19 protein-coding genes are annotated in these 15,631 nt (G+C 38.0%); 14 read left to right on the forward strand and 5 right to left on the reverse strand.

The window, feature by feature from the left end; genetic code table 11:
- The 3 genes from V7137_RS09760 to V7137_RS09770 form a co-directional block, all read left to right on the forward strand.
- The coding region (locus V7137_RS09760) for a protein kinase domain-containing protein (RefSeq protein ID WP_335697902.1) at nucleotides 1-535 on the forward strand (535 nt) is incomplete at its 5' end.
- A gap of 11 nt (nucleotides 536-546) precedes the next feature.
- Nucleotides 547-1,317 (forward strand): sporulation protein, encoded by a 771-nt coding sequence (locus V7137_RS09765; protein WP_335697903.1) that lies wholly within the window; start codon nucleotides 547-549, stop codon nucleotides 1,315-1,317.
- Between the two features lie 334 nt (nucleotides 1,318-1,651).
- A complete protein-coding gene (locus V7137_RS09770) occupies nucleotides 1,652-1,960 on the forward strand; it encodes a YodL domain-containing protein (RefSeq protein WP_335697904.1) in 309 nt (102 codons plus the stop codon).
- A gap of 66 nt (nucleotides 1,961-2,026) precedes the next feature.
- Here V7137_RS09770 and V7137_RS09775 read toward each other — a convergent pair whose 3' ends face one another.
- A complete protein-coding gene (locus V7137_RS09775; protein WP_088088665.1) occupies nucleotides 2,027-2,155 on the reverse strand; it encodes a hypothetical protein in 129 nt (42 codons plus the stop codon).
- Between the two features lie 154 nt (nucleotides 2,156-2,309).
- Between V7137_RS09775 and deoD the strand changes: the two genes are divergently transcribed.
- The 6 genes from deoD (at nucleotide 2,310) to V7137_RS09805 (ending at nucleotide 9,287) form a co-directional block, all read left to right on the forward strand.
- Nucleotides 2,310-3,014 carry a purine-nucleoside phosphorylase gene (deoD, locus tag V7137_RS09780; protein WP_335697905.1) on the forward strand — a complete coding sequence of 235 codons (705 nt, stop codon included), beginning with the start codon at nucleotides 2,310-2,312 and terminating at the stop codon, nucleotides 3,012-3,014.
- Between the two features lie 223 nt (nucleotides 3,015-3,237).
- On the forward strand, nucleotides 3,238-5,427 hold the full coding sequence (locus V7137_RS09785) for a heavy metal translocating P-type ATPase (protein ID WP_335697906.1): 2,190 nt from the start codon (nucleotides 3,238-3,240) through the stop codon (nucleotides 5,425-5,427).
- A 22-nt stretch (nucleotides 5,428-5,449) separates the two neighbouring features.
- On the forward strand, nucleotides 5,450-5,656 hold the full coding sequence (gene copZ / locus V7137_RS09790; RefSeq protein WP_335697907.1) for a copper chaperone CopZ: 207 nt from the start codon (nucleotides 5,450-5,452) through the stop codon (nucleotides 5,654-5,656).
- A 228-nt stretch (nucleotides 5,657-5,884) separates the two neighbouring features.
- Nucleotides 5,885-7,393, forward strand: coding sequence for a S41 family peptidase (locus tag V7137_RS09795; RefSeq protein ID WP_335697908.1), 1,509 nt, complete (start codon nucleotides 5,885-5,887; stop codon nucleotides 7,391-7,393).
- An 80-nt stretch (nucleotides 7,394-7,473) separates the two neighbouring features.
- Nucleotides 7,474-8,400 (forward strand): CobW family GTP-binding protein, encoded by a 927-nt coding sequence (locus tag V7137_RS09800; RefSeq protein WP_335697909.1) that lies wholly within the window; start codon nucleotides 7,474-7,476, stop codon nucleotides 8,398-8,400.
- 65 nt (nucleotides 8,401-8,465) lie between these two features.
- Nucleotides 8,466-9,287 (forward strand): hypothetical protein, encoded by an 822-nt coding sequence (locus tag V7137_RS09805; RefSeq protein WP_335697910.1) that lies wholly within the window; start codon nucleotides 8,466-8,468, stop codon nucleotides 9,285-9,287.
- A 259-nt stretch (nucleotides 9,288-9,546) separates the two neighbouring features.
- On the opposite strand, the gene V7137_RS09810 is transcribed toward V7137_RS09805, so the two are convergent.
- Nucleotides 9,547-9,792 carry a DNA alkylation repair protein gene (locus V7137_RS09810; RefSeq protein ID WP_218348620.1) on the reverse strand — a complete coding sequence of 82 codons (246 nt, stop codon included), beginning with the start codon at nucleotides 9,790-9,792 and terminating at the stop codon, nucleotides 9,547-9,549.
- A gap of 99 nt (nucleotides 9,793-9,891) precedes the next feature.
- Here V7137_RS09810 and V7137_RS09815 point away from each other — a divergent pair, with 99 nt between their 5' ends.
- Both V7137_RS09815 and V7137_RS09820 read left to right on the forward strand, forming a co-directional pair.
- Nucleotides 9,892-10,164 (forward strand): hypothetical protein, encoded by a 273-nt coding sequence (locus V7137_RS09815; protein ID WP_335697911.1) that lies wholly within the window; start codon nucleotides 9,892-9,894, stop codon nucleotides 10,162-10,164.
- Nucleotides 10,165-10,182: 18 nt separating this feature from the next.
- Nucleotides 10,183-10,638, forward strand: coding sequence for a FixH family protein (locus tag V7137_RS09820; RefSeq protein WP_335697912.1), 456 nt, complete (start codon nucleotides 10,183-10,185; stop codon nucleotides 10,636-10,638).
- Between the two features lie 71 nt (nucleotides 10,639-10,709).
- On the opposite strand, the gene V7137_RS09825 is transcribed toward V7137_RS09820, so the two are convergent.
- On the reverse strand, nucleotides 10,710-11,192 hold the full coding sequence (locus V7137_RS09825; RefSeq protein ID WP_335697913.1) for an Hsp20/alpha crystallin family protein: 483 nt from the start codon (nucleotides 11,190-11,192) through the stop codon (nucleotides 10,710-10,712).
- A gap of 185 nt (nucleotides 11,193-11,377) precedes the next feature.
- Between V7137_RS09825 and V7137_RS09830 the strand changes: the two genes are divergently transcribed.
- Together V7137_RS09830 and V7137_RS09835 are read left to right on the forward strand one after the other, a co-directional pair.
- On the forward strand, nucleotides 11,378-12,148 hold the full coding sequence (locus tag V7137_RS09830) for an SDR family oxidoreductase (protein WP_335697914.1): 771 nt from the start codon (nucleotides 11,378-11,380) through the stop codon (nucleotides 12,146-12,148).
- 91 nt (nucleotides 12,149-12,239) lie between these two features.
- A complete protein-coding gene (locus tag V7137_RS09835) occupies nucleotides 12,240-12,398 on the forward strand; it encodes a hypothetical protein (protein ID WP_335697915.1) in 159 nt (52 codons plus the stop codon).
- 53 nt (nucleotides 12,399-12,451) lie between these two features.
- Here the strand turns inward: V7137_RS09835 and V7137_RS09840 are convergent, their stop codons facing one another.
- Together V7137_RS09840 and V7137_RS09845 are read right to left on the reverse strand one after the other, a co-directional pair.
- On the reverse strand, nucleotides 12,452-13,012 hold the full coding sequence (locus tag V7137_RS09840; RefSeq protein WP_335697916.1) for a GNAT family N-acetyltransferase: 561 nt from the start codon (nucleotides 13,010-13,012) through the stop codon (nucleotides 12,452-12,454).
- Nucleotides 13,013-13,319: 307 nt separating this feature from the next.
- Nucleotides 13,320-14,447 (reverse strand): amidohydrolase, encoded by a 1,128-nt coding sequence (locus V7137_RS09845; protein ID WP_335697917.1) that lies wholly within the window; start codon nucleotides 14,445-14,447, stop codon nucleotides 13,320-13,322.
- A gap of 231 nt (nucleotides 14,448-14,678) precedes the next feature.
- On the opposite strand from V7137_RS09845, the gene V7137_RS09850 reads away from it, so the two are divergent.
- Nucleotides 14,679-15,533 (forward strand): patatin-like phospholipase family protein, encoded by an 855-nt coding sequence (locus tag V7137_RS09850; protein WP_335697918.1) that lies wholly within the window; start codon nucleotides 14,679-14,681, stop codon nucleotides 15,531-15,533.
- Nucleotides 15,534-15,631 lie beyond the last annotated feature (98 nt).

The following is a 15,631-nucleotide window of genomic DNA, read 5'->3' on the forward strand; positions in this document are numbered from 1 at the left end:
AAGGTATTTTGACGGGGGGAACTATAAAAATATTCCCTTTTACACCATGGAATTTATCGAAGGCATGAATTTCGAGCAGCTTATTTTTTCAGAAGGTAGAAAAATCCCAGAAAAAGAAGCATTCCAAATTGTAATTAAATTACTAACACCACTAGAATATTTGCACAACCTTAAAATCGTTCATCGAGATATTCGGATTCCCAATGTCATAACAGATGGTTCAACTATTAGGCTGATTGATTTAGGATTAGGAAGACATTTCAATTTAGATAAGGTAGTGTTGTCAACAAGAGAAAAGCATTTGCGTAAAGAGGTGAACTTCCAAGCCGATTTTTACGGCCTTGGCCATTTCCTTTTGTTTTTACTTTACTCTAATTTTACATTTACAAAAGAAGGCCATGAAAAAAGCTGGGAAGATGAACTCAACATTTCGAACCATGCTAAACACATAATTAGAAGGCTCTTGCAAATCGACCCACCATATGAGAATTGTGCCCAAATAAGAGCTGAAATAATAAATTCATACTTAATCTAGGAGGAAGAACGATGTCTTTTTTTAACAAAGTATTTGCCAGTGTAGGAATAGGATCTGCATCTGTGGACACGAAGCTTGAAAAGGATACTTACATGCCAGGTGAAACAGTGAACGGTGTAGTTGAAATTAAAGGCGGTAAGGTGGTGCAGCAGGTGGATGAGATTTACCTTACCTTAAATACCACCTATTTAAGAGAATCTGACGATCGAAAGTATACCGTCACTGCCGCAATCGACCGGTTCAGATTGACGACTCCTTTTGTCATTCTTGCCAATGAAAAAAAAGACATTCCATTTTCCTTTCAACTTCCTTTTGATATCCCACTTTCAATTGGAAGATCAAAAATTTGGGTAACAACGGGTCTTGAAATCAAAGGCGGTGTCGACCCAAGTGACAAAGATTATCTTAAAGTTGTTCCGAACCCCTTAATGTCTGCTGTGTTTACTGCTATTGATCAGTTAGGCTTTAGAATTCGTGAGGCCGATTGTGAAGAAGCACCTAGACGAATACGAGGAAGGCTGCCATTTGTTCAAGAATTTGAATTTGTTCCAACCTCTGGATTATTTCGAGGTAAATTAGATGAATTAGAAGTTGTCTTCTTTCCGTCCGGGAACGGAAACCTCGATATCATGTTCCAAGTAGACCGGAGAGCAAAAGGGTTATCTGGCTTGTTTTCGGAAGCTCTCGGGACAGATGAAACCAATGTCCGCTTGTCAGTTTCAAATGCAGATATTCCTTATTTACAACCAAAAATTCAAAGTGTTATTCAACGATATTCGTAAAGATCTTGAAAATAGGGCTAAAATGGTCCTATTTTTTTAATCGTTGCCTGTGTAAATGTCACTTTTGATTTTATAGCCAAGTTGATTGGAGCGGAAGGCGCGAAGACTCCTGTGGGAGGTTCACCGTACCGCCCGCGCATGGAGCGGAAATCAACGGCCAAGTTTAAAGAACCAAATCATAAACTTAATTCGCTAAATTCCCACAAGAAAATTCTTGTCCGGATAAAAAAAATGCGATTCGACAAAAAAAGAAGGATTTCTAAGAAGGAATCGACAGCGGCCATCGCTAATTATTAGAATATGCATATAATTCTAATAATTGGAGGTTCATTTGATGATCAATGTATTAACTAAAAGAGCTAGAATGCAATATGATGTGACGATCTTTCAAACTCCAAAGTACCGTGAACGTAAAGGCCATAAAGAGGTTTACCGAATGACGATTCCAGCATCCAGCCGTAAACAGTGCTTAGAGGAAGCCTTCAGCCGCTTTAATGTTACCGATAGAATACCTGTAAACTATAAAGGGAGATTTCTCACAACAGGGGATATTGTTTTAATTGATGAAGGCCGCGGCGGTCAGCATTATTACCAATTAAAACCTGGTGGATGGTTTCCTATAAACAGAATAATTCTCTTTTAATTCTAAAAAACCTAAGGATCATTCCTTAGGTTATTTTTACGCTGCTAGACGGGCATTTCTGCTTTTCTAGTGTTTTCTTCCGCCAGTTGCATTGTGCTCTTTTGCATGTGCTTCGTGTTCAGCTACGATGGCCTCAGCAGGGATATGATTATTTTTCTTTGGCGAATTGGTACGGCTTCGATGTTTTTTACCCATGAATGATCTCCCTCCAATCTAAAAATAGCTTCCCACAAATAAAAAAAATCATGTCTAATTTGTTGCAGAGTTTCTCATTGGAAAATGTTTATGATATATTGTCATTGATACAGTTTACATTACTGTGCGGAGTATATGATTGGAGGATTTTTATATGAGTGTACATATCGGTGCGAATGAAAACGAAATAGCAGAGACAGTATTATTACCAGGAGACCCGCTGCGGGCAAAATATATTGCAGAAACATTTTTAGAGGATGCTAAATGTTACAACGAAGTCCGTAATATGTTCGGTTATACAGGAACCTATAAAGGAAAACGAATTTCAGTTCAGGGAACTGGAATGGGTGTTCCTTCAATCTCTATTTACATAAATGAACTAATGCAAAGTTATAATGTCCAAAATCTAATTCGAGTTGGGACATGTGGAGCGATTCAAAAAGATGTAAAGGTTCGTGATGTCATTTTAGCAATGACCAGCTCTACTGACTCAAATATGAATCGTCTTACCTTTGGTCATGTGGACTTTGCTCCTACAGCAAACTTTGATTTACTCCGTAAGGCTTATGATGCAGGGGTGGCAAAAGGGCTTAACCTGAAAGTAGGAAATATTTTTACAGCAGATTCGTTTTATAACGATAATGCAGAGCTGGAAAAATGGGCAAAATACCAAATTCTCGCGATTGAAATGGAGACTACAGCACTTTATACGCTAGCTGCAAAATTTGATCGCAAAGCACTTTCTGTGCTAACTGTTAGTGATCACATCTTAACAGGTGAAGAAACAACTGCAGAAGAAAGACAATTAACTTTTAACGATATGATTGAAGTTGCGTTAGAAGCAGCTATAAAAGAATAAACAATTAAGGCCTCTTCCACTAGGATGAGGCTTTTTATTTTTCTCTAATAAACAGGAACTCGTCATCATCATGGAGAATTAATAAAAAATCAAATGCCTTTGTGACAAAAATCATCGAAACACGTCTAAAATAAGCATAAATTTAATATAGTAAGATTTTGTTTTACTCTGTTTGACCAAATATACACTCCGGGGGTATAGTATAAATAAGAGGGTGATTAATATGAAAGAACAGCTTAAATTGGATATTACTGGAATGACATGTGCCGCCTGTTCAACACGAATTGAAAAAGTTCTTAATAAAATGGACAGTGTAGAAGCTAATGTCAATTTGGCAATGGAAAGTGCAGCTATTTCTTTCGATTCGGAGCATGTATCAAGTAATGATATTATTACTAGAATAGAAAAGCTTGGTTATGGAGTACGATTTGATGAAGTAGGACAAAAACAACAATATAAAGAAGAGGAATTGAGACAGAAAAAAAGGAAGTTTCTACTCTCAGTGATTCTGACGATTCCACTTTTATATACGATGCTTGCTCATATTCCAATTGATCTAGGATTGCCAATGCCCCATTTATTCATGAATCCATGGTTTCAATTTCTCATGGTAACCCCGGTGCAATTTTATATAGGCGGGCCGTTTTATGTTGGTGCTTTCAAGGCATTGAAAAATAAAAGCGCGAATATGGATGTACTAGTGACCTTAGGAACTTCAGCGGCCTATTTTTATAGCCTAGCTGAAGGGGTGAAAACAATTGGAAATCACGCCTATATGCCGCATCTATATTTTGAAACCAGCGCTGTGCTGATTACCTTAATTCTTTTGGGAAAATTATTTGAAACAATGGCAAAAGGGAAAACCACTATCGCCATTTCAAAACTGCTGAGTCTTCAAGTAAAAGAAGCAACAGTCATTAGAAACGGGAAGGAGTTTCAACTTCCAATTGAAGAAGTAAGTGTTGCTGAACTCTTACTAGTCAAACCTGGGGAAAAAATTCCCGTGGATGGCGTTGTAACTTTAGGCCAGTCTTCTGTGGATGAGTCGATGATTACGGGTGAGTCTATCCCTGTTGAGAAATCAGTTGGGGATCAAGTTATTGGTTCAACGATGAATAAAAATGGAACCTTGACGATTAAAGCCGTGAAAGTTGGTAAAGACACGGCACTTGCCGGGATTATAAAGATTGTTGAAGAAGCGCAAGGCAGCAAGGCTCCGATTCAGCGTGTTGCGGATACAATTTCTGGATACTTTGTCCCGGTTGTGGTCGTCATCTCTTTGTTTACATTTTTGCTTTGGTATTTCTTTGTTCATCCGGGTGAGTTTTCTGCTGCATTAGAAACAGCAATAGCTGTTTTAGTGATTGCATGCCCTTGTGCACTTGGCCTTGCAACTCCGACATCGATTATGGTCGGGACAGGGAAGGGCGCTGAAATGGGAATTCTGTTTAAAGGTGGAGAACATTTAGAATTAGCCCATAAAATCAATGCTATTATCCTCGATAAAACAGGCACTATTACAAAGGGACAACCAATAGTCACAGATTTTATTGCCTACGAAGAGGAGAAAAAAGTACTTCAATATCTTGTATCAGCTGAGAAGTCTTCAGAACATCCACTTGCAGAAGCGATTGTAAAATATGGGGTTGAAAAAAGAACTAGTACTCTTCCTGTCAAACGGTTTAAAGCTGTACCTGGGTATGGGATTGAAGCGAAAATTGGCGATGATGAAATATTCGTAGGCACCCGTAAGCTGATGAAGCTAAAAAATATTTCCAGCATCAAAGGAGAACAAGACCTGACTCGTTTAGAAAACGAAGGAAAAACCGCCATGTTTATTGCGATTAATTCTGATATAATCGGACTGGTTGCTGTTGCTGATACGGTCAAAGAAACAGCAAAATTGGCCGTTCAGCAATTACACGATCTCGGTATTGAAGTGTTTATGCTAACAGGTGATAATGAACGGACCGCAAAGGCAATCGCTCATCAAGTAGGTATTAACCATGTCATTGCAGAAGTCCTGCCAGAGGAAAAGGCTAATCATGTGAAACAATTACAACAAAGAGGTCTAAAAGTGGCCATGGTGGGTGATGGAATAAATGATGCCCCAGCACTTGCGGTTGCTGATATCGGGATTGCCATTGGTACAGGAACAGACGTAGCAATTGAAGCTGCCGATATTACGATTCTTGGCGGAGAACTAACTTTGATTCCAAAAGCCATAACATTAAGTAAAAAAACAATGCAAAATATACGTCAAAACCTTTTCTGGGCGCTTGTATATAATTCAGGAGGAATACCGATTGCCGCTCTAGGCTTATTAGCCCCTTGGGTTGCAGGTGCAGCCATGGCATTTAGTTCAGTTTCAGTCGTGTCAAACTCCCTTCGCTTGAAGAGAGTTAATATCTAATTTAAAAAGCGAGGTAATCGTCATGGAGAAAACAACATTACAGGTTACAGGAATGACATGCGGACATTGCGAAAAAGCAGTCAAAAATGCCATTCTCAGCGTAGAAGGCGTAAGCGAAGTAAATGTTTCATTAAAAGATGGTAAGGTTGAGGTAGGTCATGATTCAACTAAAGCCCCAATTAAGAAACTAAAAGAAGCCGTCGAAGATCAAGGATATGATGTAGAATAAAAACAAACGGCACTTACCAATTGGTAGGTGCCTTTTTGTTTGTGAAATCAATTCACTGTGATATTTATTTATTTCATTAACTTTTCTTTGTTAATTTTATGTGAAAGATGTTATTCTAATCACTAAGGGTTGATTTTTTAGTATTTGATTATTACTGCTGAAAATTTGAAAAACCACCTAGGAATTGCAAATGGCAGTCAACTAGATCATTTCTAATTTTTATGGTGAATGAAAGTGGTGAAGGCTTTGGAAGATGAGAAAATTGGACAAGAAAAAGTGGAAGATACCAATAATGGACAAGAGCAAGTAGAAAACAAAACGGGATACATACGATTAAAAAAGTTTCATTTTATCATGCTGTTGTTTATGGTTGTGTTTCTTTCTGCGGGAATTACAACATTTGCGCTTGCATTTGGAGATGAAAAGGTAGTTACAGTTGGAACCGAAAGACAAGAATTTACTAAACTCTATGAAGCGTTTGATACTTTAAAGAGTGGTTATTACAAGGAAATCGATCAAAAAAAGGTTATTAATGGTGCTATAAACGGTATGGTGGAGTCGCTGGATGACCCCTATTCAGATTATATGACGAATGAAGAAGCTGAGAGCTTTCATGGCAGTATTTCTTCTTCATTTGAAGGAATTGGAGCCGAAATTCAGGAAAAGGACGGGCATATCGTGATTGTTTCTCCGATCAAGGGCTCTCCTGCTGAAAAAGCTGGCTTAAAGCCAAATGATATGATCCTGTCAGTGAATGGAAAGAGTCTCCAGGGCATGAATTCAACTCAAGCGGTTACCCTGATTCGAGGCAAGAAGGGTACCAAAGTACAGTTGTCTATACAACGTCCTGGATCAGATGCTCCAATGTCAGTCCCTATTATTCGTGATGAAATTCCGATTGAAACCGTCTATGGTGAAATGGTGGGTGACGGCATTGCTAAGGTTCAAATTACAAGTTTTTCAAGCAATACGGCAAAGGAACTAGTGGAAAAACTTAATGAATTAAATGGTAAAGGAATGAAGGGGCTTGTATTAGATTTGCGCCAAAATCCAGGTGGTCTTTTAGATCAAGCTATCTCTATTTCAAGCATGTTCGTTCCAAAAGGAAAACTGATCTTAAAAGTGGAAGATCGAAACGGTAAGATCAAGGAGTATCCTTCGCAAAATGACGGAAACCCAAATCTTCCTTTGGTTGTTTTAATTGATAAGGGTAGTGCTAGTGCATCTGAAATTCTGGCTGGCGCTGTAAAAGAATCAGCAGGTGTAAAACTTGTGGGCGAAAAGTCATTTGGGAAAGGAACCGTTCAAACTGCTTCAGACTTTAAGGATGGTTCAAATCTTAAGTTTACAACCGCAAAATGGTTAACACCAAATGGCAATTGGATCCATAAAAAAGGTATCAATCCAGATGTGGAAGTGGCCTTACCTGACTATGCAACCTTAACTATCATTGATCCAGATAAAGAACTTAAACAATCTAGTTCGGGCACAGAAGTGCAAACAGCACAGAAAATGTTAAAAACGGTTGGATATGACCCAGGCCGTACAGACGGATTTTTTGACAAAAAGACAAAAGCAGCCGTTACAGCATTCCAAAAAGCTCAAAAGCTCCCAGCCACTGGAATTTTAAAAGGCGATTCTACCATGAAACTAATGGAATTATTAAGAGATAAAATTAAAAACAATGATACACAAATGCAAGAGGCGATCAAAGTATTAAAGGGAACAATGAAATAAACAAAACCGACCCGACTCCTTTGGAGTTGGGTTCATTTTTTGAATTCGTCATCAATGATCAATAGAAAGGGAGATGAAAAATGAAAAAAGCTGAGGTTTATATTTTATCTGGTTTTTTAGGGAGTGGGAAAACTAGCCTACTCAAACGATTGTTAGCGGATGAACATCGAATGGGAAGAAAAACAGCTGTCATGATGAATGAATTAGGGAAGGTCTCTATTGATTCTGATGTTGTAGATGATGAAGGTGTTACCTTAAAAGAGCTTCTGGGCGGATGTATTTGCTGTTCCATACAGGACAAGCTGGAAGCGCAATTACAAGGTCTATTGGTAGTGGAAAAACCAGAAGTGATCTATATCGAAACGACCGGTGCTGCCCACCCTGTGGAGGTTTTAGATGCGATCCTATCACCATTATTTGCAGATAAATTAAACATAAAGGGTATTATCACAACAGTTGACGGCACAAGGTGGATGGATCGAAAATCATTAAATCCGCAGCTTCAGCAATTAATCCTAGAACAGGTAAGACATGCAGACTTCATCCTTGTAAATAAAATGAATGAATTAAAAGAGAATGAGCAATCAAAGATTACTTTCGAAATTCAGTCCATTAATCCGAATGCAAGATGTCTTTTGACTAATTTTTCACAAGTTGCAATTGAACAGTTGCGAAGTCTTTCTGTTTCTTTAGAGAAGGCTGCTCAGCCCGCCCATTTAAATTTAACGACCTTTGTATACCAATTTAATGCAGCCATTAGCCAAACAGAATTTGAAGATTTTTTGAAAAAACTGCCGGACACTATTTACCGTATTAAAGGTTATCTAAAGTTCGACTATTCGAACCTTCCATATTTATTTCAATTTTCTTATGGAATGCCGCTATATATGAAAGAGGACATGAATATGCCATTAAACATTGTATTTATCGGTGAGGATATTGATTGGAATGGGATCAAAATAGAACTAGAAAATCTTGAAAATAACAAAAATACACGGATTGAATGAATGATAATTTCCTCTTCAGGTAACTCTTTTAATGTAGCAAAGTTTATTTCTAAAAGGAGGATGCTATGAAGAGGGTAGTTATTTTTTTTGTATGTATTCATATCCTCCTATACAGTCAAGGAGTTAAAGCTGCATCAACTATTAGTTATAAAATTGAGATGTTAAACTGGAAAGACGTTAATCAAATCCTCCCTAAGTACACAAAATTTACAGTTTTGGACGTAGAAACGGGTAAAAAGTTTAAAGTGCAAAGACGTGCGGGGAGCCACCATGCTGACGTTCAACCTTTAACCTCAAAAGACACAAAGATCATGAAAAGAATATATGGGGGCAAATGGAGCTGGAAACGCCGGGCTATTATTGTCATTCATAAGGACCAGTGGATAGCAGGTTCCATGCATGGGATGCCTCATGGTGCTGGTGCACTCCAGAATAACTTTCCTGGACACTTTTGTATTCATTTTTATGGAAGTACTACCCATCGAACCAATTCAATGGACTTATCACATATGCTCATGGTGTTGAAGGCTTCTGGGCAATTAAATCAGTATTTAGGAAAAGCGAATCCGTATGAAGTCATAAATGCCTATATTGCAGGATTTAAACAGCAAGATCGCAGAATTACATCAGAAGCCTCGCTGCAAAAAATTAACTGGAAGCCCATTTTAGAGGATGTAGATAATATTAGCATTTCTCGGATGGAACTCTTACCAGCAGAGGATTTAAAAGAAGAAATTAGTTTGGATGTACCCGTAGAAATCGACTGGTTTATAAAAAATAGAGGTCGACAGACCTTTAGGGGAAATATTCATTTGATCAGATTTTCACCAATTGACGCTTGGAAAGTGGATTCAAAGGATTTTCTTAAGCAAAATGAACTTCAATAAAAAAACAAAGTTATATTAAACTTGCCAGTTGATTTCCGCTCCAGGCGCTTCGCTTTCCGCGGGCGGTTGGGGAGCCTCCTCGGCGAGTTGCGCGCCTGCGGGGTCTCCCCTGTCCCGTACTCCCGCAGGAGTCTCGCGCCTTCCGCTCCAATCCACTTACAACTTAGATAAAAAATCAACACTGATATTTAAGACAGCAAAAAACAAAAACATCCTCACTATTGGACCTCCAATAAAGGATGTTTTTGTTTGGAAAGTGCTATAAGGGTTGTTCGCCAAATTTTATAAAGGTACGCTCATCCTCTACTAAACCGCAAGCACCACATTGTACCCGATATTCAGGGCCGTTATAGGGGAGATGGAAGGGTTCTAATTCGTTTTCAGCATACTCTTTGATGACGTCACCTGATTGCGGGTCGAGCTTAACAGAATGAGAAACTTGTTGAATCACATTAAAGCGGCTTCGATTCGTCTTGCAATTTGGACATTTATAAGGTGTAGACATATAAGCTTACTCCTTCCATGGATATGTTAACCTCTATTTTTTGCAAAAAGGTGAGGAAATATGTAACAATGCAAGTAAAGACAAAAGGAGGGGATTTTTTTGTCTAAAGAAAAGGCTTCCATTGATCATTTATTAGAAGAATATCGGAAGATTTGGAATAATCGTTTACTAGATACCAAAGGGAAAAGCAGTGAGGTCACTTTGCGAGAAGCGATAAAAAGAGAGCTCCTTGATGAAAATTCACACCCGAGGATCAGGAAAAGCAAATTTGAGAAATATTATTCTGCAATCAAAAGAGTGAGTGATTCAACAATTTCGCATGAAGCCAAGGTACAGTTAATAAAAATTCATAATGAAGTGATGGAAGAATAAAGTTAGGAGAGAGGAATTTTGAAAAAGTTTTCCGTTTTTTTAGTAGTGCTTCTTTGTTTAAGTATCGCTGTCTCGTGTAATAAACAAGATCAAAGTGATAATCTACCGCAAATGGTTGAAGTAGACTTGTCCATTAAACCAAATCCCAGTGAAGTAAATAAGCCGGTAACATTTGAGGCGAAGGTTACTCAGGGAAATGATAAGGTAAACGATGCAGAGGTTATTTTTGAGATATGGCGTGCTAAGGATCCAAAGCATGAAAAGGTTGAAATTAAACATACAGAAAATGGAATCTATCGGTTGGAAAAATCATTCACACAAGAAGGAACGTATTATATCATTTCACACGTTACAGCAAGAGATATGCATAATATGCCTAAAGAAGAATTTGTCGTTGGGAGTCCGAGTGAACCGGAGGATGAAAATGCAAAGAGCTCAATGGATGACATGAACATGGATGATACGAAGGAATAACATTACTGACATTGACAAAAAGGACAGCAAATTGCTGTCCTTTGTACTTAACACCTTTTTCTGAATAGTAATTAAATTTCGGTAACATCAATCTGAGAATATTGCATGTCAATATTTTTAGGAATTTTGACTTCAAGGATGCCATCTTTGAAGGTAGCTGTTGCGCCCTTCTTTTTCACAATGGCAGGCAGAGTTATTGTATGTTTATCTTCATGCTGAGGGAGATGCTCTACAATTAGTTGATTGGAGGTATGATAGATCCGAAGTTGTTTTACCCACTCCTCTTTATTTATGAAAATTCTAACATAAACAAAATCATGTGTTTCGAAAGCAGTTGAATGTAAACGATCGTTCGAGGAAACTGGTGTGGATACCGACGGTTGGAATCCCTGGAACATCTCCTGAGGATTGATTCCAGCTTTCATGTTTCCAGGCATAATTTTACCTATTATATCCTGAACATAATGATTGATTTCTTCAGGCTTCATTTTTGCCATCTTATCCTTGATATTTTTATCAAATGGGAATAGGTTCCACGGGAACAATGATCTCATCCTTTCCTCCTTACTTAGATATTTGTATCCTATGCTAACATTTGCCCATTCGTTATTAAAACCTAAGTTCCTGACAAGCGTTCTATCCTTTTAATCTTTATTCAAGAAAGTAAAAATTGCGTATAAACATCTCTAGTTAACATATAGTTAAGAAAGATATTCTAAACATAGAGAGGTAATGATTTGTGAAAAAGAAAACGGCTTTGATTACGGGAGGAGCAACTGGTATTGGCAAAAAAACGGCTTTATATCTTGCGGAGAATGGTTATCATCTAGCCATTAACTATCGTAATAGCAAAACTGAAGCAATTTCTTTAGCAAACCAATTGACAGAATGCTTTGGAACCAAAAACATTGCTGTTCAAGGAGATGTAGCAACCAAAGAGGATTGTATCCGCATTGTTAATGAAACACTTTCGACTTTCCATACAGTGGATGTTTTAGTACATAATGCAGGTCCATATATTCATGAAAGAAAAAAACTGGCAGACTATTCTTTCGAAGAATGGAACTATATCGTACAAGGGAATTTAAGTGCGGTTTTTTATTTAACAAAATTAGTTATTCCTCCGATGCGAAAGCAAAAATGGGGGAGAATTATTACATTTGGATATGATCGAGTTGAAACTGCTCCAGGTTGGATATTTCGGTCAGCCTTTGCTGCAGCGAAGACTGGTTTGGCCTCACTTACAAGGACCATTGCGATCGAGGAAGCCGAAAATGGGATTACTGCGAATATGGTTTGCCCAGGTGATATAATCAACCAATGGAAAGAGAGTAATATCGAAGAGGCAATGGGTGTGATGGGAAATGCCCCTATCGGCAGGCATGGAACAGGAGAGGATATTGCCAGAGTCATTGCTTTCCTAGCTGACGAGAAGTCTGAATTTATAACAGGAAGTATTATTCCTGTTACTGGGGGAATGGATGTATTAGGAAAGGTAAATAAGAATTAGTATAATTTTTTGAGCTATTTGATTTTCATGAATGAAAATATCTCTTTTTGTAGACAATAGATACCAATCATCTATGAAAGGAGCAAAGAAAATGAGTTTTAATATGAACAGAATTAACCCTAATCAAACCCAGATATTTTTTCATGATGGCCGCTTTGAAACATTAACAAATGAGGAACTCGATGAATTTTTGCTCCAAATGGGTCTTAATGACGTGAATGTAACGATTGAACAGAACATAACGGATTAATATTTCTTAAAAAATGTTAAACAAAAAGCAATCGGACATGGCCGATTGCTTCTTTATGCTTCTAACAATTGTGAATCGTCGGATTGAGCAGCACCATTTCGCATGAGGTAGAAGGTGTACTGATCTTTTGGTATCTCATATAAATCATACACATCACCATTTGCGTTCAGTTGATCATATATAGATTTTCTCGTTTCATTTGCAGTTATTACATAAGGAAGTTTTTCCGCTGCTTTGATTGAGCGTATATTAACCTTGCGTATTCTCATAAAGACTGTTTCAATACCTAATTCATAGAAAAGTTCCTGAAAAAAGGCATCCTTAGCCGGACTATTATATCCTTTTCCATGAAAAGGCTTGCCAAGCCAAGTTCCTAAAAACCCAGCGTTATCCTCTATATCAAAAAGATTGATAGTACCAATAGGCGCACCCCATTCATCCAGAATGGTTCGTGATATTAATTCACCGCGTTCTTCGGCTTCAATGGTTTGTTTAGTCATAAATAAGAATTCTTCATAGGAATCAGCTTTTTGGCGCACAAAAGGGAAGACATCAGGGTGCGTCATTAATTCGTACAATGTGTGGCTGTCATGAAGATCACGTTTTTTAAGCATGAATATCCCTCCATTAGGGCATTCCGATCCCATGTCAAAAGAAACGGCCCACCCTCGAAATTTTTTATAATTTTACTAAAAAATTTCGGGGTGGGAATCGAACCCACTAGAACCAGTAAAACTGGTGGCGCACCATTTGCCTTCCCTATTTCATTTTTTTGTTAACCAGAATATGCTCATAAACCCCCAAAGACTTTCAGGTTTTTAATTGGTTTCACTTAGAAAATAATACAAGAAAATAGATAAAAAATAAATAGGTTTTTTGTGGATTTTTCGATAATATTTTTTACCAAATTTCAGCAAAATTCTATGTTTCTTGATAGACCATTTCGCCGCCGATCATCGTCCATTTTGGCTTAGCCAAGTAATGGAAAGGATGGTGACTCCATAGCACTAAATCTGCTTCCTTGCCCCCCTCAATACTTCCAACTTGAGTGTCTATTTTTAAATTTTTAGCTGGCAGAATCGTAATTCCCTCTAGTGCTTTTTGTTCCGGTAATCCCTCTCGAACCGCTAGACTTGCACAAATATTTAAGTATTGGATTGGGGTATAGGGATGATCGGTGGTAATCGATACTTCGACACCATGATTAGTCAATTCCTGATAGGTTTTCCAGGTTTTATTTTTCAATTCGACTTTTGACCTTCGCGTTAAGGTAGGACCAACAGATACCTTTAAATCGATCCCTGATAATTCACTGGCGATTAGATGCCCCTCTGTGCAGTGCTCAATTCGTAAATCAAGATTAAATTCTTCCGCGAATCGTAGCGCTGAAATAATATCATCAGCACGATGGGCATGAATTCTAACTGGAATTTCTCCTTTTAAGGCCATGACGATCGGAGCTATCCTAGGAACGTCTGGATTATCGGCATGGATGGCCTGGTAGAAAGCTTCCCTGAGCATTCCCATTATCCCCATTCGTGTAATGGAATCATTGTTGCCGTGGCTATGAATTCTTTTTGGATTTTCCCCTAAAGCAATTTTTAAGCCCGAGATCTCTCGGATAATCATTTTTTTTATATTTCTGCCGGTAGTTTTGATCACAGAAGTGGTTCCGCCAATAACATTGGCACTCCCTGGCATAACATTGGCTGTCGTAATCCCGTTTTTAACAGCATCAGTGAAGGCCGGGTCCAACGGATAAACTCCATCAATCGCCCGAATATGGGGTGTGAGCGCTTCAGCCGTTTCATTAGCATCATTCCCGGCCCAGCCTGTTCCTTCATCATAGAGGCCTAAATGGGTATGAACATCTATGAAGCCAGGAAACAGAAATAAATTCCCACAATCGATGATTTTTACATTTAAATCAGTCTTTAGATTTTTTCCAATTTTAAGGATTTTCCCTCCTTCAATTAACACATCCCCATTTGGGATGGGCTCAGATGTAATTGGATAAACAGTGGCATTTTTTAAAAGTATCTTTGTCATAAAAAAACCTTTCTTCATGTTGATAATAGTTATTTTATCAATTTTAACAATTTAGGTGCCTAGGGAATAGTGTAACCGGATAAATTTTTTCAATAAAAATAATGAAACCTTTTTTCAAATGGTATGGATAATTAGAGCAGGATTCATCACAAAGTCGTTTCATTTTGTAAATAAAATGAGAAGGACTATAATGACAAATGAATAATATAAACAATGAAAGGGCGGGGCAGGATGGAAAATCAAGTCGGTTTGGTACTAGAAGGTGGAGGAATGCGTGGTGTTTACACGGCCGGTATCCTTGAATACTTTTTAGAATCTCAGTTATTTTTTCCTTATGTAATCGGGGTTTCTGCAGGTGCATGTAATGCTGCCTCCTATTTGTCAAAGCAAAAAGGAAGAAATAAAACCGTTACGATTGAATATGCTTCTGACCCAAGATACATTTCATGGAAAAATTATTTCCGGAATCGGCAATTTTTTGGGATGGATTTTATTTTTGACGAAATTCCAAATAAACATGTTCCCTACCATTATGATGTTTTTTACAATAGTACGACAGAATTTGTCGTGGGTGCCACGGATTGTCTGACAGGTGAGCCTGTGTATTACAAAAAGAAAGATTATGGGAATGACCTGTTAACCATATTACGTGCATCGAGCTCCTTACCGTTTATTGCACCTGAAGTTCGATATAAAGATAAAGTACTACTTGATGGTGGAATTAGCGACCCCATACCAATCAAGAAAGCCCAGCAGGATGGGTTTACCAAAAACATCGTGATTCTAACTAGAAACGAAGGATATATGAAAAAGCCCTCGAAGTTACATTTTCTTGTCGATCGAAAATACCCTGGATATAAAGGATTGCAACAGTCCCTTAGGAATCGATACCAAATCTATAATGAAACGGTCGAATATCTTAATAAGGAAGAGCAAAAAGGAAATGTTTTAATTATCCGTCCAACCAAGCCCTTAAAGGTCGGTAGAATGGAACGGAATCCGGGAAGGCTGGAAGAACTATACAATCAAGGGTACGAGGATGCAAGATCAGCCATGTCATCGATCCTTACCTATATTAACGAGTAAGAGAAGGGACCTACTAGTCTCTTCTTTTTTTATCTAATCGAAATCTCCTATCATTTTTTTTGCTGCTATTAAATAAACTAAGTAGAGAGGAATTGATA

It is taken from the genome of Neobacillus drentensis (genome assembly GCF_036962765.1).
GTDB classification, from domain to species: domain Bacteria; phylum Bacillota; class Bacilli; order Bacillales; family Cytobacillaceae; genus Neobacillus; species Neobacillus drentensis_C.